The following is a 22,236-nucleotide window of genomic DNA, read 5'->3' as shown; positions in this document are numbered from 1 at the left end:
GGTTTGTCCGAGATCAGAGATCAGCTTCGGTCTTCAGCGGCCGCGTCATCAGGGCGGACACAGCCTGCCGTATGGTGATCGTGCCATCCAGTATCGCCGACACCGCAGTAATGATCGGCGCGTCGATGTCGCGCTCGGTGGCGATGCGGGCAGCGATCGCCGCCGTCGGCACGCCTTCGGCGAGCGGCAGGCCGGCAAGCGGTTTGCCTTGCCCCAAGGCCAAGCCATAGGCGAAATTACGCGACTGGGCGGACGAGCAGGTCAGCAGCAAATCGCCGAGGCCGGAAAGCCCCATCAGCGTCTCCGGTTTTGCACCGAAGGACGCGCCGATGCGGCGCAATTCGACGAACCCGCGCGTCACCATGGCGGCCTGCGCGCTGGCGCCGAGCCCGGCGCCGGTGACGGCACCGGCGGCGATGGCAAAGACATTCTTCAGCGCGCCGCCGATCTCGACGCCGATCAAATCGTCGCTGGAATAGCAGCGCAGGTTTTCCGCCGAAAAGCGGGCGGCAAGCTCGGCCGCCAGGGCGTCATCACGGGCGGCAACCACGACGGCGGTCGGCAGGCCCCTGGCGACATCGGCGGCGAAGCTTGGGCCGGACAAGGCTGCGACCGGGGTTTCCGGTAAAATGTCCGCGACGATTGCCGACAACAGCGCGCCGGTGTCGCGCTCAATGCCCTTGGCGCAAAGAACCAGCGGAATGCCTTTCGGCATATGGGGCTTTGTCGTCGTCAGCATGGCGCGTAGCGCTTGCGCCGGCGCCACGGCCAGCACGCAATCGGCGTCAGTCAGCGCAGCGCCAATATCGCTCGTCGCCGCGATGCCGGGCTCGATGGCGATGCCGGGGAGATAGCGCGGGTTCTCACCGCGGTGGATGGCGGCGACCGTTTCTTCATCACGGGCGTAGAGCCGGACATCGTGGCCGGCGCGCAGCATGGCCAGCGCCAGCGCAGTGCCCCAGGCGCCGCCGCCGAGCACGGCGACGCGCCAGCCGGTCTTGTCCCTGTCGCTTGCCTTGCTGCCGGTCATGCTTTCGCTCCACGCCGGCCGGAACCGACCATCGGCGCCGAAATGCTGTCCAGCGGCCAGCGCGAACGCGGCACGAAATCGAAACCGTTCTCTTGCGACAACCCAGCCCGCAGCCGCTCAATGCCGGCCCAGGCGATCATCGCTGCATTGTCGGTGCACAGTTTCAGCGGCGGCGCGACGAAGGCAAAGCCGGCCTCGGCGCACAGCTTGTGCAACGTCGCCTTGATCGTGCGATTGGCGGCGACGCCGCCGGCAACGACCAGCGAGGGCATGGCCTTGTCCGGAAATTCCTGGCGAAAGCGGGCCAGCGCACGGGCAACGCGGTCGCCCAGCGCATCGGCCACCGCCGCCTGGAACGAGGCGCAGATGTCGGCGACATCTTGCTCGCTCAGCGGCTGGATGGCGGTTGCCGCCTGGCGCACGGCGGTCTTCAAACCGGAGAAGGAGAAATCGGGCTGCGCCGAGCCTTTCATCGGCCGTGGAAAGGCAAAGCGGGTCGCATCGCCCGTTGCTGCCGCCTTCTCGACATTCGGGCCGCCGGGATAGGGCAGGCCGAGCATTTTCGCCGTCTTGTCGAAAGCTTCGCCGAGCGCGTCGTCGATGGTCGTCGCCCAGCGCTGGTAGTCGCCGACGCCGCGCACGGCGACGATTTGCGTGTGGCCGCCGGAGACCAGCAGCAGCAGATAGGGAAAGTCGAGCCCGTCGGTCAGCCTTGCGGTCAGGGCATGGCCTTCGAGATGGTTGATGGCGATCAGCGGCTTGCCGGCGGCGGCCGCAATCGCCTTGGCCGTCATCAGGCCGACAATCAGCCCGCCGACCAGACCAGGCCCGGCGGTGGCGGCAATGGCGTCGATGTCGGCAAGCGTTGTGCCCGAATCGGCAAGGGCTGCCTCGACGATCCCGTCCAGCGCCTCGACATGGGCGCGCGCGGCGATCTCCGGCACGACGCCGCCGAAGGCGGCGTGCTCCTCGATCTGGCTGAGCACGATGTTGGACGCAATGACCGGCGCGGAAGCGCCGTCCAACGTCACCACGCTGGCGGCGGTCTCGTCGCAACTCGTCTCAATGCCCAGAACGCGGATCAATTCGTCGCTGTCTCCAGAGATTGTGTCGCCGGACTTTCCTAGTTAGTAGAGGCGGGCCTCGTTAGGGAGAGTGCCGGAAACGCAAAGCCAGCCGGGGGGTTATCACGGACCGCGCGCCATGCAAACTTTGAAAATCGGAACACGCGGCAGCCCGCTCGCGCTCGCTCAGGCGCATGAGACGCAGGCGCGGCTGATGGAAGCGCATGGCATGCCGGCGGAAGCCTTCGAGGTCGTCGTCATCTCGACCAGCGGCGACCGCATCCAGGACCGGCCGCTGTCGGAAGCCGGCGGCAAGGGGCTTTTCACCAAGGAGATCGAAGAGGCGCTGCTGGCCGGCACGATCGATATCGCCGTGCATTCCTCCAAGGACATGCCGACGGTCTTGCCGGATGGGCTTGAGCTGTCCGCCTTCCTGCCGCGCGAGGACGCGCGCGATGCCTTCATAGGCAAGGCAGTAGAGCGGATTGTCGACCTGCCGCAAGGCGCCAAGGTCGGCTCGTCCTCGCTGCGGCGCCAGGCGCTGATCCGGCGCATGCGGCCGGACCTCGACGTGGTGATGTTCCGCGGCAATGTGCAGACCAGGCTGCGCAAGCTGGACGAAGGCGTCGCCGAAGGCACGATCCTCGCTTATGCCGGGTTGAAGCGACTCGGGCTCGGCCATGTCGTCACCGATCTGATGCCGCTCGACGCCTTTCCGCCAGCGCCGGGGCAAGGCGCGATCGGCATCGAAACCCGCGTCGGCGACAGCGCTGTGGAACAGATGCTGACCGCCATCCATGATGTGCCGACGGGCCAGGCGCTGGCCTGCGAGCGCGCCTTTCTGGCGGCACTCGACGGCTCCTGCCGCACGCCGATCGCCGGCTATGCCACGATAGCGGACGGCACGCTGACCTTCGCCGGGCTGATCATTTCGCCCGACGGCACGCAGTCGCATGAGGTTAAGGCCGAGGGTCCGGCGCAGGATGCCGCCCGTATCGGCATGGACGCCGCCAAAACGGTGCGGGCCAAGGCCGGCGAAACCTTCTTCGACGGCTGGGTCTGATATGCGTGTCCTGGTGACGCGGCCGCAACCCGGGGCGTCGCGCACCATGCGGCGGTTGCAGGGGCTGGGATTTGAGCCGATCCTTCTGCCATTGACCGAAACCGTCGCGCTGCCGGTCGATGCTAGCGCAGCAGGCGACAATGCCGTGGCCGTCGCGATCACCAGCGCCAATGCCGTGCGCCATGCGCCTAAAGAGCTCATCGCGGCGCTTGCCGCCTTGCCTTGCCATGCCGTCGGCGCAAGGACGGCTGAAGCGGCGCGCGCGGTTGGGTTTTTGTCGGTCCACGAAGGGCCGGGCGACGCCGAGAAACTGGCCGAAGCGATTGCCGCCGGCATTTTCGGCAAGGCAATCGTCTATCTCACGGGACGCGTGCGGTTTCCGGCTTTCGAGACGCGGCTGCGGCAGGCCAGTGTCGAGGTCCGCGCCATCGAAACCTACGACACTGTCTCACTGAACCATTCCGATGATGAAATCCGTGCGCGCCTGTCCGGTCAGGCGGTTGATGCGGTGCTGCTCTATTCGGCCAAGGGGGCGGCAGCGTTGCAGGCCTTGGCCAAGCGGGCGGAATTGGGCGATCTCCTTGGAAAGGCGCGGATTTTTGCCCTCTCTGAGCGCATAGCAGCTGCCTTCGGCAATGCCGCCGGCAAAAAAATAGTGATTGCCCGGGAACCGCAGGAGGAGGCGTTGCTTGAGCTGTTGCGTGCGGCCCCCTGACCCCCGTGTCATCACGCCGCCCCTTTTCACCGCTTGGTGATGTGCTAGACCATTTTTAAACCATCACGCGCCGTCAGGCGTTGAGACGAAGCAGGATTTGCGGAGCCCAGGCATGGTCAAGACGCCAAAGATGCGACATTCGAAAGGCCGCCGCGAGCCGGTGACCATCGAGCTCGAACCCGGCGCCGTCTCGCGCATCGTCGATGCGGATGCCGCCAAGGCGGATGGCGATGTGGCGGCATCCCCTAGCCCCGATGCGACCGAGACCTCGGCCGAATCGGTCATGCACGAGGAGGCGGCTGCCACGGCCGATGCACAGCCGGAGACGCCTGACGAGCCGGTTCATGCTGACCAAGCTGATCTCGAGCCGTGGGAGCATTCCGACGCCGCGGCGCAGGCCGCGCCGGAGAGCACCGGTGCCAAGGTGTCCGGCGAACCGGAGAGGCCCTATCCCGCCGCCTCGGACGCGCCGTCGCACGCCAGGACCTCCGATTACAGTTTCGAGGATGCCTCGCCCAAGCCGGGTGCATCTAAGGAAACGCCTGATACAGCCGAGGTGAGGAGCCAGCCCATGGCAGCGCAGCCGAAGCGTTCCAACGGCATTGCCGCCGGCATCATTGGCGGTGTCATCGCGCTGGCCGCCGCCGGCGGGCTGCAGTTTGCCGGCGTGCTCGGCGCTCCGGGTTCGGGCGGTGGCACGGTCTCGCTCGACGGCGTCAATGGCGAGATCGCCTCGCTGAAGAGCGAAATCGCCGACCTCAGGGAAGCCAGCGGCAGTGGCGCCGCAACGGCCAAGGTGGACGGGCTGTCGTCGGCTCTGGATCAGGTGAAGGCCGATGTCGCATCGCTGAAATCGGCGGTCGAGCAAGGCGGCGCCGGCGACAATGCCGGGCTTGCCGCGCTCGGCGACAAGGTCAAGCAGATCGAGACAGCGGTCGCCGCGCTCGGCCAGGCCGGCAGCACGGCGCCCGTCGACCTCGCGCCGCTCACCGAAAAGCTGGCTGGTCTGGATACGTTGGTGAAATCGGCCGGCGAGGCAGCCAAAGCGCAGGAGGCCAAGATCGCCGCGCTCGAACAGTCGGTGACGCAGCTCGCTGGCAAGGTCGATGCGCAGGCCTCGCAGCCGAAGATCGCGATGGCCATCGCCGCTTCGGCGCTGAAGTCGGCGCTCGACCGTGGCGCGCCGTTTGCCGCCGAGCTGGAAACCTTCGCGGCGATCTCGCCCGATGCGCCGCAGATTGCGGCGCTGCGCCCCTATGCCGAAAAGGGCGTGCCGACCCGCACCGAAATCGCCGGCGAGGTTGATGCCGCGGCCAATGCGATGGTCGCTGCCGCGACGCCGGTCGACGAAAATGCTGGCTTCTTCCAGAACCTTTTGTCGAGTGCCGAATCGCTGGTCAAGGTACGGCCGATCGGTGCCGTAGAGGGCGTCGGCGCGCCCGAAACCGTGGCGCGCATGGAGGTGGCGGTCAACCAGGGCGACTACGCCAAGGCGCTCAGCGAGTATGCGACGCTGCCCGATGCGGTCAAGGCGGCGGGCGCCGACTTTGCCGGCAAACTGAAGGCGCGCATCGAGGTCGAGACGCAGGTCGACGCGCTGATTGCCGGCGCGATGAAGGCATGAGGACGACACGATGATCCGCATTCTCACCTTTCTCGCCGCCGTCTTCGCGCTCGGCCTGGGTTTTGCCTGGCTGGCCGACCGTCCCGGCGAGATGGTCGTCACCTTCAACGGCTATCAGTACCAGGTCAGCCTGATGGTGGCGGCGGTGGCGATCGTTGCCGTCGTCGCTGCGGTGATGATCGTCTGGTGGCTGATCAAGTCGCTGTGGAACAGCCCGTACACGATCTCGCGCTATTTCCGCGTGCGCCGCCGCGACCGTGGGTACCAGGCGCTGTCGACCGGCATGATCGCCGCCGGCGCCGGCGATGGCGCGCTGGCGCGCAAGAAGACCAAGGAAGCGGCCAAGCTGATCCGGTCCGACCAGGAACCGCTGATCCATCTGCTCGAAGCGCAAGCCTCGCTGCTCGAAGGCGACCATGAGGGCGCGCGCGAGAAATTCGAGGCGATGCTCGACGATCCCGAAATGCGGCTGCTCGGCTTGCGCGGGCTCTATCTCGAAGCCGAGCGGCTGGGCGACCGCAACGCAGCGCGCCACTATGCCGGCCGCGCCGCTGCCGTGGCGCCGCAACTGGCCTGGGCCGCGGAATCGACACTCGAAGACCTGACCGGGCGCGGCGACTGGGATAGCGCTCTGAAACTGGTCGAGGCGCAGAAGTCGACGCGGCAGATCGAACGCGACGCCGCCAATCGCCGCCGCGCTGTGCTGTTGACCGCCAAGGCGCAGGCGCTGACCGACAGCGACCCTAACGCGGCGAAGACAGCGGCAGTCGAGGCCAACAAGCTGGCGCCCGATTTCGCACCGGCCGCGGTTGCGGCGGCCAATCTTCTGTTCAAGCAGAATGACGTGCGCAAAGGCTCCAAGATACTCGAGGCAGCCTGGAAAGCTGAGCCGCATCCGGAGATCGCAGAGCTCTACACGCATGCAAGGCCGGGCGATGCGGTGGTCGACCGCCTGAACCGGGCGAAGAAGCTGCAAGAGCTGAAGCGCAACAATGCCGAATCGTCGATGACGGTGGCGCGCGCCGCGCTCGACGCGCAGGATTTTTCCACCGCCCGCCGCGAGGCCGAAGCGGCGATCCGCATCGACCGTCGCGAAGGCGCCTACCTGCTTCTGGCCGACATCGAGGAGGCCGAGACCGGCGACCAGGGCAAGATCAGGCAATTGCTGTCCAAGGCGGTCAGGGCGCCGCGCGATCCGGCCTGGGTTGCTGACGGCGTCGTCTCCGAACGCTGGGCGCCGGTGTCGCCGGTCAGCGGCAAGCTCGACGCCTTCACCTGGCGCGCACCGATGGAACGGCTCGGCCAGCTCATCGACAGCCATGAGGACGCGCCGGCAGCCGAGGTGCCGGTGCTTGCGGCACCGGCCAAGCCGGCAAAGGAGGCCGAGGTTGTCGAGCATCCGGCCGTCGCCAGAACGACCAGCGAGGCGCCGATTGAGCCGAAGTCTGTGGTGGGCGACGACCATGTCACGCCGGTCACCGCCGCAGCTTTTGCTGCCGTGCCGATGGATAGCGAAGCGGTCGAGCCGGCCGAGGAGGTTATCCGGTTGCCAGACGACCCCGGCGTCGACCCCGAAGACGAAGCGGAGAAATCACCACGCCGGTTCCGCCTGTTTTGAACCCTGACCTGATGTGAGCACCATGTTCGAACGCGTTCTGTCCTTTCTGAAAGACCTGCCGGCCGGCGCGGGGGCTCGCGCCAATGCCGACGATCCGCGCGTTGCCGCTTCGGCTTTGCTCTATCATGTGATGAGCGCTGACGGCGTGCGCCAGGATGTCGAGTGGGAGCGGTTCAAGCAGGTGCTGGCGCAGAGCTATTCGATCAGCGGCGATGAGCTCGATGCGCTGGCTGCAGCCGGCGAGCGCGCCGACAATGAGGCGATCGACCTCTATGCCTTTACCAGCGTCTTGAAACGCCATCTCGATGCTGATGCGCGCAAGGGCTTCATCGGCCTGATGTGGGAGATCGTCTATGCCGACGGCGAACTGCATGAGTTGGAAGACAACACGGTCTGGCGCGTCGCCGAACTGATCGGCGTCGAGCGCCACGATCGCGTCGAGGCGCGCCGCAAGGCGGCCGCCGCCGCGCCTGGGGCCAGCGGAACGTCGAGCGACGAATAGGATCCCAGCTCTCCATGCCGCCTAGACCGAGCTCGAAACCGAAAATCCTGATCGTGCTGCATCAGGAGACTTCGAGCCCCGGCCGGGTCGGCCACATGCTGCTCGAGGAAGGTTTCGATCTCGACATCCGTCGGCCGCCGCTCGGCGACAGCCTGCCGGAAACACTGGATTTGCATGCCGGCGCAGTCGTGTTCGGCGGGCCGATGAGCGCCAATGACGAGGATGAATTCGTCCGCCGCGAGACCAACTGGCTGAATGTGCCGCTGCGCGAGAACCGGCCCTTCCTCGGCATCTGTCTTGGTGCGCAGATGCTGGCCAACCATCTCGGCGGCAAGGTCGAAGGGCATGGCGAGGGGCTGGTCGAGATCGGCTGGTATCCGCTGATGCCGACCGAAGCCGGCAAAAAGCTGATGCACTGGCCCGACATGGTCTACCAGTTCCACCGCGAAGGCTTTTCGCTGCCCAGGGATGCGACGCTTCTGGCGACGGCGGAAACCTACCCCAACCAGGCCTTCCGCTATGGCGGCAATGCCTGGGGCATCCAGTTTCATGGTGAGCTGACCCGGTTGATGATGCAGCGCTGGGTGGTGCGAGGAGCGAACCGTTTCGAGCTGCCCGGCGCGCAGCCCGGCCGCGACCATCTCGGTGGCCGGCTGATCTGGGACATGCACCTCAAGCGCTGGCTGAGCGAGTTTTTGCAGCTGATCTTCGGCAAGCCTACCGAGGGATAGAGTAAAGTCCAATTACTCTGAACGGCCGAGCTTGACCGAAAGACGACTTACGTCTGCCGAGGCGTGAAAAGGCGAGCGCAGCCCACAGGTGCAAACGTTGCGAGGGTTCCGTAGCTTGGATCGATGGATCGAAAAACTCCGTGGCGCATTTAAGCTTCGGCTAACAATGGCCTCAGGAGAGAACCAATGAAGAAGACGCTGCTCATTTTGAGCCTACTCGTTCCGCTCGCGGCATGCTCCCGCACCGAACAAGGCGCTGCCGTCGGTGGCTTGGGTGGCGCAGCTGTAGGCGCAGCAGTGGCCGGCGACCCGGTGAAAGGAGCGGTTGTTGGCGGCGCGGTCGGAGCGCTAGCCGGAGCGGTCATCGGGCACGCCAGCGAAGCCGGCCAGTGCAGATATCGCGATCAGTACGGTCGAGTGTACGTTGCACGGTGCCCGGACGGCTACTGATCTCAAAGGCGCGTGACCTCTTTAGATCACGCGCCTGCTCGGGGTAGGATAACTGAATGGCATATAGAATCAAAAGACTGCTGGCTTTCTGGTTTGCCGTTGTCAGCGCTGCCGCGATAAACGTCGAACTTACGACCGCGGTCTCGGCCGCACCTGTAGAAGCGAAGGCGATTGCCGATCACTTCTCATCGGTAAAGTCGATGTCCGGGGACTTTGTCCAGTCGGGCCCAAGAGCGGAAAGGACCAAAGGGAAATTTTTTCTCCAGCGGCCGGGCAAGATTCGTTTCAACTATGCAGGCCAATCAGGGATCAGCGTAATTGCAGATGGAAAATCCTTGGTGGTCTATAACAAGAAGCTCAAGACATCGCGGCTTTATGCTCTTTCGAAGACGCCGCTTAAGCTGCTCCTCGACAACCAGGTCAACTTTTCCGGCAATCGCCTCAAAAGCATCAGAGACGATGGCACCCAAGTGATCGTCAAGCTGGCCGACAAGTCGGTCTTCGGCAATTCGAATATCATTATGGTGTTTGACAGGGAGTCGCTCGATCTACGCAGATGGAGCCTCACTGACGAAAGGGGCCTTACCACGACAGTCACAATATCCAACGTGAGGACGGGCGTTCGCGCTCCTCCGGGTACCTTCACTATCGACTATGCGGCAAACCGTGAATTCAATACCAAAACGAAATAGTCGGCAGCGCGACTGACCGTGGAAGCCGGCGCGCTCGATCAGTTGCTGCTGTTGAGATGCCGCACCCGGCGCAGCTGCGGAAACAGCACCGCCCATAGGCCGGCGACGGCAATCGCTCCGATGCCGCCGATCACCACTGCCGGCACCGTGCCGATCAGCGCCGCCATGGTGCCGGCGCGGAATTCGCCGACTTCGTTGGAGGCGCCGACGAAGACCTGGTTGACGGCGTTGACGCGGCCGCGCACCTCGTCCGGGGTCCACAGCTGGATCAGCGTCTCCCTGATATAGACGCTGAACATGTCGGTGGCGCCGAGGCCGGCAAGGGCCAGGATCGACAGCCAGGTGATGGTGGAAACGCCGAACAGCACGGTGAAGGCGCCAAAGCCTGCGACGAAGCCGAGCATGATCTTGCCGGCATTGTCGCGCAGCGGGTGCCCGGCCAGCCAGACCGCAACGCAGATGGCGCCGATGCCGGGCGCCGAGCGCAGCAGGCCGAGGCCCCAGGGACCGAGCTCGAGAATATCGCGGGCATAGACCGGCAGCAGCGCCGAGGCGCCCGACAGAAGCACGGCAAAGAGGTCGAGCGAGATGGCGCCGAGCACGATCTTCTCGCTCCAGATGTAGCGGAAGCCGGCAAACAAAGTTTCCATCGTCGGCTTGTCGGTGACGCTCCGCTGGGCCGGCTTGGGAATGGTGAGGATCAGCAGACCGGCCACCAGCATCAGCACGGAGGCGGTGGCGTAAGCGGCTTCGGCGGAGACGCCATAGAGGAGGCCGCCGGCGACCGGGCCGACAATGGTCGCCGTCTGCCAGGCCGATGAGTTCCAGGCGATCGCATTGCCGAAATCCTCCGGCGGCACCAGATTGGCAAACAGCGACGACGAGGCAGGGCCGTAAAAGGCGCGCGCCATGCCGAACAGCGCCAGCACGACGAAGATAGGCAGCGGACTGACGAGGCCGCGCAGCGTGAAATACAACAGAACAAGCGCACAGCCCGCCTCGGTCACGGTCGCCAGCGCCATGATCAGGCGGCGCCCAAAACGGTCGGCGACGACGCCGGTGACCAGCACAAGCAGCAGCGACGGCAGGAACTGGACGATGCCGACGATGCCGAGATCGAAGGGATCGCGTGTCAGATCGTAGATCTGCCAGCCGACGGCGACGGACACGATCATGGTGGCGAAGGTGGTGAGGAAGCGCGCCGCCCAGTAGCTCAGGAAGGAGCGGTGGCGGAAAGCGGCGTAGCGCTGGTCCGGCGGCGTGTGGGAATGGGATGTCATGGATATGGCCCCGTTGCGATTTGCACTGGCCAGCGGGGCACTTCCCGGAGATGGGCGCTGTTCCGGCCAATGAGAGGTATCAAAGTTCGGGGCGCGTATGCGTTATAATCGGGCCTGGATCAAGAGTTTTTCGATCAATCCGCCCGACTGCGCGGCGAAGTTACTGCCTCAGCGCAGCCGAGATGGCGTCGAGGCCGCCTTGCAATTCGGCCTCTTTCGGCCAGCCGAAGCCGATGCGGAAAAACCGCTTCGGCATGTCGAACCAGTGGCCCGGGCCGACATAGGTGCCGTGGCTTTCCAGCAGATTGACGTAGAAACGGTCGAGGTCGAAGCCGGCATCGACATTAAGCTTGGGAAAGCCGACGACGCCGCCTTGCGGCCTCACCCAGTCGACCAGCGGCTCGCGGTCGATCCAGGCCTGGACGATGTCGCGGCGCTTGGCCATTTCGGGCAGCAGTGCGGCCAGGAAGGCGTCGCGGCGCTCCAGCATGCCATGCGCAATGCCTTCGTCGATGACGCTGCCGCAAATGCCGATCTGCTCCTTGGCGGCGAGGAAGCGTTCCTGCAGTTCGGCGTCCCTCGTGATCAGCCAGCCGATGCGGATGCCGGGAATGCCGAAGGCTTTCGACAGCGACGAGACGCTGATGGCCTTGGGACTGAGCGAAGCGCCCGCCGGCAGGCGCTGTCCGTAGGAGAGGTCGCGATAGGTCTCGTCGACCAGCAGATGGCAGTTGCGGCTTTCGGCGAGCGCAATCAGCGCATCGAGATCGGCCCGGCCCATCATCGTCCCGGTCGGGTTGTGCGGGCAGGTGACGCTGATCAGCCTGGTGTTCGGTTGCAGCTGGGCCGCGACGCGGTCGACATCGATGGCAAAACCTCTGTCGAAGTCGAGGTCGACATAGGAGATGGCGCAGCCGATCGCCTTGGGGGTCTCGATGTTGGTGGCGTAGTTCGGCCGGACGACGACGAGGTGGTCGCGCTCGGACAAAAGCGAGGTCGAGATGATGAACAGCGCGCCGGCCGCACCGGCCGTGACCAGTACATCGTCAGCGGAGATGCCTTTGTCCTGCGCCGCGATCAGCGCCCGCAACTCCTTGTCACCACGATGCTCGCCATAGAACAAAGTGAGGTCCGGTAGCGACAGGCCGATGTCGGAGAGTTTTTGATCGGCGATCGAGCTTTCCGAGAGATTGAACCGAATGCGGTCGTAGCCGTATTCCTCCGGCGCCTCTTTCTCGATCACCATTCTGGCGTAGTTCATGGCCGCTCCCCTAGCTTGCGCTGATATCCAAGCCACAAAAGCATGAAGCCTGCCTAGAGCCGGATGATTTCAGGTCTTTTCGCCCTGAAATCTGAATCCGTCTCTAAATCAAAGAGAGAGCATGATGTCGTCCGAAAACCGCTTCACACTTTTCGGCATCATGCTCTAGCTCATTCGCCGGCAGGCTTCTGTTCCAGTCACCCAAACTGTTGGCTCAGCGCCGAGACACCGATGATCAGGCCGGGACTTTGGCCTTGCGACCCTTGGCTTTGGCCGGTGCGACCGCGGCGGCCTTGCGGCCGAGGCCAATCGACTTGGCCAGCTCGGAGCGCGACGCCGCGTAGTTGGGGGCAACCATCGGATAATCGGCCGGCAGGCCCCATTTGGTGCGGTAGGCTTCCGGCGTCAGGTTGAAATGGACGCCGAGATGGCGCTTCAGCGATTTGAATTTCTTGCCGTCTTCGAGGCAGATGATGTAGTCCGCCGTCACCGACCGCTTGGGATTGACGGCTGGGATTTGCGGCGGCGCCACCGGAGCCGGCGGTTGGCTGAGCCCGCCGATCGATGCCGCAACGCTGGCGATGAGATCGCTCAGGCCGGCAACGGGCAAGCGGTTCTTCTCGACGTAAGCGGACACGATATGGGCGGTTAGTTCGAGCAGGTCGATGTCCTTGTCAGAGTCGTTGCTGTCGTCGGCCAATTTATCTCTCCGTCGCTAGGGGGTGGCGGAAACTCCCAGAGCTGTCCCAGCGGAACCGGAAATCCGCTCTAGTCATTTGTCTTGCCGCATTTGTACCGCTGCACCCAGATGATTCCATCCGGTGCAACCGCTCTAATCGCCAAATCTGCGTAACGCAATACTTCGCATCGCATCACACGTCATTTTGAACAACTATACTGAATTTTAATACTATCAGACGATCAGCGCCTTGTCGCGCCATAGTCGAAAGCCGCCCTCGAAGGCGCGCGTATTATCGCCGCGCCTCGATTTGGCGGGCAATTCATCCAGTCTGTCGACATTGCCGCCGCCAATGACGATGTAGTCCGGCTGCAGGGCTGCACGCAGCCGCTCGACGATGTCGAAGACGTATTTGCGCCATTTCTTCTTGCCGTATTTCTCCAGGCCGCGCTCGCCGACATAGTCCTCGAAACTGCGGCCCTTGCGGTAAGGCAGATGCGCCAGCTCCATCGGCTGGCCGACATTGTCGAGGATCATCGCCGCGCCGAGGCCGGTGCCGAGACCGAGGAACAGCATGCGCCCGCGATCGTAGCTGCCGATCGCTTGCAGCAGCGCATCGTTGACGACCTTGACCGGCTTGCCGAAGGCGGCCGCGAAGTCATAGCCGTCCCAGCCCTTGCCGAGATTGGCGGGATCGAGCGACGGCTTGTTGTTCCTGACAGGGCCGGGGTAGCCCATCGAGATCACGTCATAGGCCAGCCCCTCGGCAAGCGTCTTCACCGTGGCGACCATCTGCTGCGGCGTCAGGTCCGGTCCGGAATCGGCGCGGCGCGGCTCGCCGCCGGCGCTGGTGAGGATTTTTACATGCGAGCCGCCGACATCGATCGTCAGCACGACCGGTTCGGCCCCGGTCGTGGCGGGCTTGGCTGCCTTGGCCATGTCGTCTCCTCCGCTCACTTGGTCGGATTGATCCAGCCGTTGGGCGGACCGAATGAGGCCATCGCCTCGGCCGGGCCCCAGGTTTTCGGCTCGTAGATATGCGGCGGCGTGGTGTCGCCAAGCACCGGGCCGACGATGCGCCAGGCGAGTTCGCTGGCGTCCTGACGGGTGAACAGCTGACCATTGCCGTTCATGGCGTCGCCGATCAGCCGCTCATAGGGCGGCATGTCGCTCTTCGAGTCGTCAAGCGCGGTGAGTTCGACCTGCTCGCCGACCATGTCGTCGCCGGCCGCCTTGCGCTGCGCGCCGATCGAGATCGCCACCTGGGGGTCGATGCGGAAGCGGACATAATTGGCGTCGCCAGGCTTGATCGGGTCGAAGACGTCGAGCGGCGGCCGCTTCAGCCGCACGATCACCTCGGTCACATGCACCGGCATGTTCTTGCCGGTGCGGATGAAGAACGGGACGTCCCGCCAGCGCCATGTGTCGACCATGAAGCGCACCGCGGCAAAGGTCTCGACCGGCGAGTTCGGCTTCACACCGGGCTCAGTGAGATAGCCTGTGAACTGGCCGCGCACGACGTCGTCCTTGGTCAGCGTGCGGATGGCGCGCAGCACCTGCACCTTCTCGTCGATCAGGTCGTCGGCGGAGCGGCCGACCGGCGGCTCCATGGCGAGCAGCAAAAGGATGTTGAGCAGATGGTTCTCGATCACGTCGCGGATAGCGCCGACGTCGTCATAGAAGCGGCCACGGCCATCGATGCCGAAATCCTCGGCCATGGTGATCTGCACGCTCTCGACGAAGTTGCGGTTCCAGATCGGCTCGAGGAAGGAATTGGCGAAGCGGAAATAGAGCAGGTTCTGGATCGCTTCCTTGCCGAGATAATGGTCGATGCGGAAGATCGACTGCTCGTCAAACACCAGATGCAACACCCGGTTCAGCCAGCGTGCCGATTGCAGATCGTGGCCGAACGGCTTTTCCACCATCAGACGCGCGCCACGGGCGGTACCGGACTGTTCCAGCCCCTGAACCACCGTCTCGAACATGGTTGGCGGCACCGCCATGTAGTGCAGCGGCCGCTGCGCCGAGCCGAGCGCGGTCTTCAGCTTTGCGAAGGTCGCGCCGTCCCGGTAGTCGCCGCTGACATAGCGCAGCAAATTGGCGAATTTGGCGAAGATCTTTTCGTCGATCTTGCCGAGCGCGTTGACGATGCCGTCGCGGGCGCGTGCCTGCAGCTGCTTGATGTCCCAGGCGTCGAAGGCGACGCCGATCACCGGCTCGGTCAGCGTCCCCTTGGCGACCATCTGGTAAAGGGCGGGAAATATCTTCTTGTGGGCGAGGTCGCCGGTTGCCCCGAAGAGCACCAGCGTGTCGGACCGGTCCTGGCTCATGCGTTCGTCTCCCCTGTCGGCTTCACTTGCCGGCCTTCGGCTTCTCGACATGGCCGCCGAAGGCATAGCGCATGGCCGACAAAAGCTTGTCGGAGAATTCGGATTCGCCTTGCGAGGAGAAGCGGTCGAACAGCGCCGAGGACAGCACCGGCGCCGGCACGCCGGTGTCGATCGCCGCCTTCAGTGTCCAGCGTCCCTCGCCGGAGTCCGAGACGCGGCCGCCGAACTGGGCCAGCCCCGGGTCGCTCTTCAGCGCGCCGGCGGTGAGGTCGAGCAGCCAGGAGCCGATCACACTGCCATGGCGCCAGACTTCGGCGACCTGCGGCAGGTCGATGTCGAACTGGTAGTATTGCGGATTTTCCAGCGGGCTGGTCTCGGCATCCGCGGTGCGCTGCCTTTTGCCGGCATTGGCCGATTTCAGGATGTTCATGCCTTCGGCGTAGGCGGCCATGACGCCATATTCGATGCCGTTGTGGATCATCTTGACGAAATGACCGGCGCCGCTCGGTCCGCAATGCAGATAGCCGAAGGGTGCGGTCCCCGCAGCCTTGTCCGGCGTGGCGCCGGCATCGGCGCCGGGCGCCAGCGTGGCGAAGATCGGATCCAGATGTTTGACCGCAACGTCGGGGCCGCCGATCATCAGGCAGTAGCCGCGCTCCAGGCCCCAGACGCCGCCGCTGGTGCCGACATCGACATAGTGCAGGCCCTTGACTGCCAGCTCGGCGGCCTGGTCGACCGCGTCGTGGTAGTAGGAGTTGCCGCCGTCGATGATGATGTCGCCGGGCTCCATCAGTGCTGCCACCTGGTCGGCGATCTTGCCGGTGATTGCCGCCGGCAGCATCAGCCAGGCGCTGCGCGGCTTGGACAGCTTGCCGACGAACTCCTCCATCGAGGCGGCGCCGATGGCGCCGTCGGCGACCAGGCCGGCAACGCTTGCCGGGTTGATGTCGTAGACGACGCATTCATGGCCGTCGCGCATCAGGCGGCGCACCATGTTGGCGCCCATCCTGCCCAGTCCCATCATTCCGATCTGCATGGTGTTGTCCTAGTCGCTGGAGGAAAGAAAATTACTGGCGAGTTAGTTCTTCAATGCCGACGGTGAAGTCGACATTCTCCCAACGGTTGCCGTCGGGCCAGAAAAAAGTGAAGACGATGGTGTTACCCGGCGGAATATCGGCCACGGGCAAGTCAGCCAGATGAACGCCCAGAGCGTTTTCGGCTGTGTCGATTTCGTGGATGGTCTGCCAATGGTCGCCGCTCCACCGGATCAGCGCCGGCTGCAGCAATTCGATGCGTAGGCTCTTGCCGGCCTGCATCGTGCGCAGCTTGTTGTTGAAGCGCCATATCCTGAGCGGCGAACCGATCTTGCCCTCGATGTAGCGCTTAACGCCTTGCGGCGGCATGTCGAAGACGGCGCCGTCGCGCAGCGAACGCAAGAGCTTGATGTGCTCCGAATGTGCCCAGACCAGCGGCATGGCGCTGCCCGATGGCTTGCCCAACCATAATTCGCGCTCGGGTAAATCGGCGCCGTCCCAGACCTGTTCCGGCAGCAGGCCGCCTTGCCCGGCGGACGCCTCGAATGTCTTGAGCAGGCTTGCCGCTTTGTCCTTGTTTCCGGCGGCCAATTCGTAGTGGGCGCGTTCGCCGGCGAGCAGCGGCCAGGGGCGGCCCTCGCCGGTGCCATCGAAGGGCGCGCCGTCGGCGTGTTCGCCATAGCCGTCGCTGGTGTAGCGATACCAGAGAGGTCCTTGCGGCAGGTCGCAGCGCAATTGCGCGTCGATGATCGTGACCGTGTCGACGATGCGCGGATCATCCGCGGCTCTGAGGCCAAATCGGACCAGCGCCAGCGCGTCCGGGCTGACGATCGCCTCGGCCGGCTTGTCGGTATCGCCCGGCGGCCGGTTCTTGATCGGCACGAAGCCGTCCTTCGGCGATGCGGCGCCTGAAGCGTCGACTGGCGCGATGCGGACGTAGTAGCCGTCGACGCCGGCCTTCTGGCACTCCGGCGTGCCGCTGACGTAGGTCCAGCGCTCGATCTGGTCGTTCCAGCAGTCGGCGACCTCGCGCAAATAGTTAGCCGGCTCCGCCATGCCCGAGGCTTCGAACAGATCGGCGGCGCCAAGCAGCGCCGATGTCTCGACGGCAAGCGTGAACGGACTGTAGCCGGCATCTTCTTCCCAGCGGTCCTGCCCGGTAACGGGGCCGTTGCGCACGACATAGGACGCCGCCTTCTCGACCATCGGCATGAAAGCGGCGAGTTTGGCGCGCGGCAGATGTCCGGCACGGTGCAGCGCATCGGCCAGCAGCAGCGGGAAGGCACATTCGTCCATCTGGATGCCCGGCCAATAAAGCGATCCGTCAAGCCACACATTCTGCGGCCAGTGGCCGTCCGGTTGCTGGATCGAGCGGAGATAGGTGAGGATCTGCAACGCCTGCGCGGAGTCGCCGGCGGCGAGGAAGCCGCCGGCGGTCTCGACCAGGTCGCGCGGCCAGACCAGGTGATAGCCGCCGAGGTCGTCATCGCCCTTGCTGAACCCCCAGGGGATCGACAGGCTGGCGACGGCCGCACCGGGCTTGGCCAGCGACAGGTGCGTCGCCAGCACCGCTGTGCTGACGCGGTAGGTGTTGAGGCCGGATGCATCATGGTGGTCGAGCGGCAGCAGCCCAGCCTGCCATTTCTGCCATTTCGCGACATAGGCCTTTGCGGCAGGCTCAAAACCGCGCTTCAGGCTGGCGGCAGCATGTTTGGCGGCTTCGTCCGGCGTCGAACCGAAGCCGAGCGCCAGCAAGGCCCTGCTGTTGCCTGAGGAAAAGCCGATCTCGCCGGTCAGCGCGACATTGCCGTCCTCGGCGCGTTGACAGGCCGGATCGAGGCGCCCGTCGCGGCTGAGCTGCTGCCAGCCATCGGAAAAGCCGACATAACCGGCCGAGCAATCGGCCCAGGGCAGCGACGAGGCGAGCGCCAGGCAGGTGCCGCGCCCGAATGCGAACAGCATCGGCTTGCCCTTGTGCTCGCCGACCCAGGCGGTGTTGCCCATGCCGGCATTGACCAGATGCGGTGCCAAAAGCGCGTAGACCCGGTAGTCAGCGGCATTACCTTCGAGCGCCGTAAAACTGGTTTCCTGTAAAAGAGCCGGGTGCGCCGGATCGGCCACGATGCGCTTTTCGATCCGGTAGCGGGCTGTGGAGTTGACCAGCCGGTAGGCGGGCACGCCGTCCTCGAACGGCGCGATGACGTGGGTGGCGTCGCGCTTCTCCTCGGAGAACCAGCCGCCGGGGCCGGTGACCAGCAGCCCCATGTCGCGCGTGCAGGCGCTGTCGAGGCCGGGATAATAGACCTCGTTGACGATGCCGTGGCTGAGCGTGAACCAGATGCGGCTCGCCGGCGACAGCGCTGCGCCAACGCCGCTCTTGGCGCTCGACGTCCAGCGCGCCGGAATTCCGGGCGCGCCTTCGGCTAGGGTGGGCGGCGTCGCTGCCATGCATGGTCTCCTCGACCCTTCCCTAGACCAGCACATGAAGGCTTTTCAATCATCGCACCTGAAGTTGATCGCCAAAGCGGGGCCGATCGCAGTTGACAAGCGGGCGCATCTGCATTTGTCTGAGAATAGATAAAAAACAGGCAGCCAACGCCAAAATCATCAGCAACAGTCGGCGGGGCCGACAATCCATGGGAGGATAATGACATGAAGAAACTGCTCGTCCTGAGCGCGCTTGCGGCAATGCTCGCCTCGGGCACGGCGCTGGCCGACACCAGCGGCAAGAAGATCGCCTTCTCCAACAATTACGCCGGCAATTCGTGGCGCCAGGCGATGCTCGACAGCTACGGCATCGTCACCAAGAAGGCGGTCGAGGACAAGATCGTTGGCGCCGCCGACATCTTCACCACCGCAGACAAGGAAGTGCCGACCCAGGCAGCGCAGGTGCAGAACCTGATCCTGCAGGGCTATGACGCCATAGTCATCAATGCCGCCTCGCCGGATGCGCTCAACGGCGCCATCAAGCAGGCCTGCGACGCCGGCATCGTCGTCGTCTCTTTCGATGGCATCGTCACCGAACCTTGTGCCTACCGCGTCGTCGTCGACTTCAAGGACATGGGCAAGCAGGAAGTCGAGCAGATGGCCAAGTTCCAGCCCAAGGGCGGCAATCTGCTTGAAATCCGCGGCCTTGCCGGCACGTCGATCGACGACGCCATCCATGCCGGCATCCTCGAAGGCGTCGCCGCCCATCCCGAATTCAAGATCGTCGGGTCGGTGACCGGCGACTGGGACCAGACGACGGCGCAGAAGGCGGTCGCGACGATCCTGCCGTCGCTGCCGGATGTCGTCGGCATCGTCGACCAGGGCGGTGACGGCTATGGCGCCGCGCAAGCCTTCGCCGCCGCCGGCAAGCCGCGCCCGACCATCATCATGGGCAATCGGCAGGACGAGCTGAAATGGTGGAAGGAGCAGAAGGAGAAGGACGGCTACCAGACCTGGTCGGCTTCGATCGCACCAGGTGTGTCGACGCTCGCCTTCTGGGTGGCGCAGCAGGTGCTCGACGGCCGCAAGGATATTCCGCACGATCTCCTGGTGCCGTATCTGGCCTTCACCCAGGACGATTTCGAGGCCGCGCTGCCGAAGATCAAGGAAGGCGGCGTCGCCACCCACGAATACACGCAGGAAGAAGCCATCGCGGCGATCAAAGCCAATATCAAGTGATGCAAGTCCGGTTGCCGTCCGCATTGCCGACCGGATATCGTTGAGCATGCTCAAGGCGAATACCGACATCATCAGGCTGAACGGCGCCGAAAAACATTTCGGCGCCGTTCGTGCCCTTGACGGCGTCGACTTTCATGTCGGCGCCGGCGAATGCGTCGGGCTGGTCGGCCATAACGGCGCCGGCAAGTCGACGCTGATGCATATGGTGGCCGGCACGCTGCGGCCGGACGGTGGCGAGATCGCGGTGCGCGGCAATGCGGAAATCGACTACTCGGTGGCGCGGGCGCTCACGCTCGGCATACGCTGCGTGTTCCAGGAACTGTCGCTGTGCCCGAACCTCAGCATCGCCGAGAACACGCGCATCAATCATCCAGCGCTGACCGGCCTCGGCTGGCGGCGCAAAGCCGCTAATCTTATCGCCGCCAAGCTCGAAGAAATTTTCCCGGATCACGGCATTTCCGCCGACGACATTGCCGGCGACCTGTCGATCGGCCGGCGGCAGATGGTCGAGGTGGCGCGTGCCTTCACGGTGACGCGCGATCCGCTCGACCTGGTGATCCTCGACGAGCCGACCTCCTCGCTCGACGCACACACGGCCGGCCAGCTGCTAGCCTTCGTGCGCCGCTTCGTCGCCGCCGGCGGCAGCTGCATCCTGATCTCGCATGTGCTGGGCGAGGTGTTGCAAAATGCCGACCGCATCGTGGTGATGCGCGATGGCAAGGTGGTCGCCGCCGACGCCGCAAAGGCGTTCGACCGCGACCGGCTGGTGGCGACGATGGGCGGTGCGGAAGCCCGCGAGAAGATCGCGGCGGAGATTGCAGCCGCCAGGCCGGTGGACAGCCCCATCAGGGTGCGGGCGCGGCCTGCCCGGCAAGAGGACGGCAGGGAACTTGTCGCTCGTGCCGGCGAGATCATCGGGCTTGCCGGGCTTGCCGGCCATGGCCAGACCGATCTTCTGCTGGCGATCTTTGCCGCCGCGGCGCGCCGAAGGCCGGGCATCGAAGTGACCGCGCCGGTGGCACTGGTGGCGGGCGACCGCCAATCGGACGGCATTTTCCCGCAATGGTCGATCTCGGAAAACATAGGCATCCGCTCGCTTTCGCGACTGCGCAAAGGCCTGCTGATCTCGTCGCAGCGCGAGGCCGAGCTTGCCGAATTCTGGAAGCAGAAGATCGGCATCCGCACGCCTGACATGGCCAACAACATCTTTTCGCTGTCGGGCGGCAACCAGCAGAAGGCGCTGTTTGCCCGCGCACTGGGTTCCGATGCGCAGATCGTGCTGATGGACGATCCGATGCGCGGCGTCGACATCGGCACCAAGCTCGAAGTCTACGATCTCGTGCGCGAGGAAGCGGCCAAGGGCCGCACCTTCCTCTGGTACACCACCGAGACCGAAGAGCTCGACAATTGCGACCATATCCATGTCTTCAAGAATGGCCGCATCGTCGCCAATCTGACGCGCGACGAACTGACGGAGGAAAAGATCATCCAGTCCTCATTCGGTGATGCGGCCTGAGATGACGGCTATCGCTCCCGGCACGACCCCAACTTCCTCGCCGCGCAGCAGTGCCGCGCGGGCCCGACTGCTGCGCAGCCTGTTGCCGGCGCTGTCGCTGGCGCTGGTGCTGCTTGCCATCGCCTGGCTCAACCCGCGCGCCATCAGCTATTTCGGTTTCAGCCTGATGCTCAACCTGGCGATCCCGATCGCGCTGGCGACGATCGCGCAGATGTTCGTTATATCAGGCAATGAGCTTGACCTGTCGATCGGCACCTTTGTCGGTTTCGTCGGCTGCGTCACCGCGACCTGGCTGAAGGATGCGCCGCTGATCGGCATGATCATCCTGCTCGGCTCCATCGGCGTCTACGCGCTGCTCGGCGCGCTGATCCATCTGCGCAATCTGCCGTCGATCGTGGTGACACTGGGCATGAGCTTCGTCTGGCAAGGGCTCGCCATTCTGGTCCTGCCCAAACCCGGCGGCAAGGCGCCGGACTGGCTGCTGGGGTTGATGGCGTTCAAGCCGCCCTTCATTCCGTTCCCGATCATCGCCGCGCTGGTGATCGCGGCGGTCGTGCATTTCGGCCTGATGCGCACTTCCTATGGCGTGATCCTGCGCGGCTCGGGCGGCAATCCGGCGGCGCTCAGGCGCGCCGGCTGGTCGCTGCTGCGCACCAAGATCGTGCTGTTTGCGCTGACCGGCCTGTTCGGCGTGCTGTCCGGCATGGCGCTGATCGGCATCACCACCTCGGCCGACGCCAATATCGGCAATGGCTACACGCTGCTGGCGATTGCCGGCGTCATTCTCGGTGGCGGCGAATTCGTCGGCGGCCGGGTGTCGCCGATCGGCGCCGTGCTTGGCGCGCTGACGCTGGCGCTGGCGGCGTCGCCGCTGCTCACCTTCATGCACATCCCGCCGGACTGGCAGGTCGCCGCCAACGGCGCCATCCTGATCATCGTGCTGGCGGCTCGCGTCCTGATCAGCCGCAGGGAGAGGTAGCG

20 protein-coding genes are annotated in these 22,236 nt (G+C 64.8%); 11 read left to right on the top strand and 9 right to left on the bottom strand.

All coding sequences use genetic code 11. From position 1 onward, the window contains the following. Positions 1-13 precede the first annotated feature (13 nt). Positions 14-1,030, bottom strand: a complete 1,017-nt coding sequence (locus AC1D1N_RS02735; protein WP_112561240.1) for an NAD(P)H-dependent glycerol-3-phosphate dehydrogenase — start codon at positions 1,028-1,030, stop codon at positions 14-16. After that, the gene (tsaD, locus tag AC1D1N_RS02730; RefSeq protein ID WP_436262346.1) at positions 1,027-2,112 is read right to left on the bottom strand and encodes a tRNA (adenosine(37)-N6)-threonylcarbamoyltransferase complex transferase subunit TsaD; all 1,086 of its coding nucleotides are present in this window, start codon (positions 2,110-2,112) and stop codon (positions 1,027-1,029) included. The genes AC1D1N_RS02735 and tsaD overlap by 4 nt, the downstream gene beginning before the upstream one ends. A gap of 121 nt (positions 2,113-2,233) precedes the next feature. On the opposite strand from tsaD, the gene hemC reads away from it, so the two are divergent. The 8 genes from hemC to AC1D1N_RS02690 all read left to right on the top strand — a co-directional run bounded on the left by hemC (position 2,234) and on the right by AC1D1N_RS02690 (position 9,489). Continuing rightward, a complete protein-coding gene (gene hemC, locus AC1D1N_RS02725) occupies positions 2,234-3,157 on the top strand; it encodes a hydroxymethylbilane synthase (RefSeq protein WP_477346453.1) in 924 nt (307 codons plus the stop codon). A gap of 1 nt (position 3,158) precedes the next feature. Continuing rightward, entirely contained in the window at positions 3,159-3,872 is a 714-nt protein-coding gene (locus AC1D1N_RS02720; RefSeq protein ID WP_477346451.1) for a uroporphyrinogen-III synthase, read from the top strand. A gap of 112 nt (positions 3,873-3,984) precedes the next feature. Further along, entirely contained in the window at positions 3,985-5,496 is a 1,512-nt protein-coding gene (locus AC1D1N_RS02715; protein ID WP_477346449.1) for a COG4223 family protein, read from the top strand. Positions 5,497-5,506: 10 nt separating this feature from the next. Continuing rightward, complete coding sequence (locus AC1D1N_RS02710) at positions 5,507-7,114, top strand: heme biosynthesis HemY N-terminal domain-containing protein (RefSeq protein ID WP_477346447.1); 1,608 nt, start codon at positions 5,507-5,509, stop codon at positions 7,112-7,114. Positions 7,115-7,136: 22 nt separating this feature from the next. Further along, positions 7,137-7,616, top strand: a complete 480-nt coding sequence (locus AC1D1N_RS02705) for a tellurite resistance TerB family protein (RefSeq protein WP_477346445.1) — start codon at positions 7,137-7,139, stop codon at positions 7,614-7,616. A gap of 14 nt (positions 7,617-7,630) precedes the next feature. Next, positions 7,631-8,347 carry a glutamine amidotransferase gene (locus AC1D1N_RS02700; RefSeq protein ID WP_477346443.1) on the top strand — a complete coding sequence of 239 codons (717 nt, stop codon included), beginning with the start codon at positions 7,631-7,633 and terminating at the stop codon, positions 8,345-8,347. A 186-nt stretch (positions 8,348-8,533) separates the two neighbouring features. Further along, positions 8,534-8,797 carry a YMGG-like glycine zipper-containing protein gene (locus AC1D1N_RS02695; protein WP_112561248.1) on the top strand — a complete coding sequence of 88 codons (264 nt, stop codon included), beginning with the start codon at positions 8,534-8,536 and terminating at the stop codon, positions 8,795-8,797. Between the two features lie 56 nt (positions 8,798-8,853). Beyond that, positions 8,854-9,489, top strand: coding sequence for a LolA family protein (locus tag AC1D1N_RS02690; protein WP_477346441.1), 636 nt, complete (start codon positions 8,854-8,856; stop codon positions 9,487-9,489). A gap of 38 nt (positions 9,490-9,527) precedes the next feature. Here AC1D1N_RS02690 and AC1D1N_RS02685 read toward each other — a convergent pair whose 3' ends face one another. From AC1D1N_RS02685 to AC1D1N_RS02655, 7 genes are all read right to left on the bottom strand, one after another. Next, positions 9,528-10,769, bottom strand: coding sequence for an MFS transporter (locus tag AC1D1N_RS02685; RefSeq protein ID WP_477346438.1), 1,242 nt, complete (start codon positions 10,767-10,769; stop codon positions 9,528-9,530). A 160-nt stretch (positions 10,770-10,929) separates the two neighbouring features. Then, on the bottom strand, positions 10,930-12,030 hold the full coding sequence (locus AC1D1N_RS02680; protein WP_477346437.1) for an aminotransferase class I/II-fold pyridoxal phosphate-dependent enzyme: 1,101 nt from the start codon (positions 12,028-12,030) through the stop codon (positions 10,930-10,932). A gap of 235 nt (positions 12,031-12,265) precedes the next feature. Continuing rightward, a complete protein-coding gene (locus AC1D1N_RS02675) occupies positions 12,266-12,730 on the bottom strand; it encodes a Ros/MucR family transcriptional regulator (RefSeq protein ID WP_112561252.1) in 465 nt (154 codons plus the stop codon). A gap of 213 nt (positions 12,731-12,943) precedes the next feature. Then, positions 12,944-13,648, bottom strand: a complete 705-nt coding sequence (locus AC1D1N_RS02670) for an ROK family protein (RefSeq protein ID WP_477346435.1) — start codon at positions 13,646-13,648, stop codon at positions 12,944-12,946. Positions 13,649-13,662: 14 nt separating this feature from the next. Beyond that, the gene (zwf, locus tag AC1D1N_RS02665; RefSeq protein WP_477346433.1) at positions 13,663-15,039 is read right to left on the bottom strand and encodes a glucose-6-phosphate dehydrogenase; all 1,377 of its coding nucleotides are present in this window, start codon (positions 15,037-15,039) and stop codon (positions 13,663-13,665) included. 22 nt (positions 15,040-15,061) lie between these two features. Beyond that, positions 15,062-16,075, bottom strand: a complete 1,014-nt coding sequence (gene gnd / locus AC1D1N_RS02660; protein ID WP_477346431.1) for a phosphogluconate dehydrogenase (NAD(+)-dependent, decarboxylating) — start codon at positions 16,073-16,075, stop codon at positions 15,062-15,064. Positions 16,076-16,106: 31 nt separating this feature from the next. Beyond that, a complete protein-coding gene (locus AC1D1N_RS02655) occupies positions 16,107-18,521 on the bottom strand; it encodes a glucan 1,4-alpha-glucosidase (protein WP_477346429.1) in 2,415 nt (804 codons plus the stop codon). A gap of 204 nt (positions 18,522-18,725) precedes the next feature. Between AC1D1N_RS02655 and AC1D1N_RS02650 the strand changes: the two genes are divergently transcribed. Genes AC1D1N_RS02650 through AC1D1N_RS02640 form a run of 3 tightly spaced genes read left to right on the top strand, consistent with a single transcriptional unit; the run spans position 18,726 to position 22,234 of the window. Then, positions 18,726-19,739, top strand: a complete 1,014-nt coding sequence (locus tag AC1D1N_RS02650) for an ABC transporter substrate-binding protein (RefSeq protein WP_112561257.1) — start codon at positions 18,726-18,728, stop codon at positions 19,737-19,739. A gap of 46 nt (positions 19,740-19,785) precedes the next feature. Then, a complete protein-coding gene (locus tag AC1D1N_RS02645) occupies positions 19,786-21,255 on the top strand; it encodes an ATP-binding cassette domain-containing protein (protein WP_477346427.1) in 1,470 nt (489 codons plus the stop codon). Position 21,256: 1 nt separating this feature from the next. Next, the gene (locus AC1D1N_RS02640) at positions 21,257-22,234 is read left to right on the top strand and encodes an ABC transporter permease (protein WP_477346425.1); all 978 of its coding nucleotides are present in this window, start codon (positions 21,257-21,259) and stop codon (positions 22,232-22,234) included. Positions 22,235-22,236 lie beyond the last annotated feature (2 nt).

It is taken from the genome of Mesorhizobium sp. P2_B5 (assembly GCF_056404775.1).
Note: the sequence above shows the minus strand (reverse complement) of the source record. Positions and strands in the feature narration are given on the sequence as shown.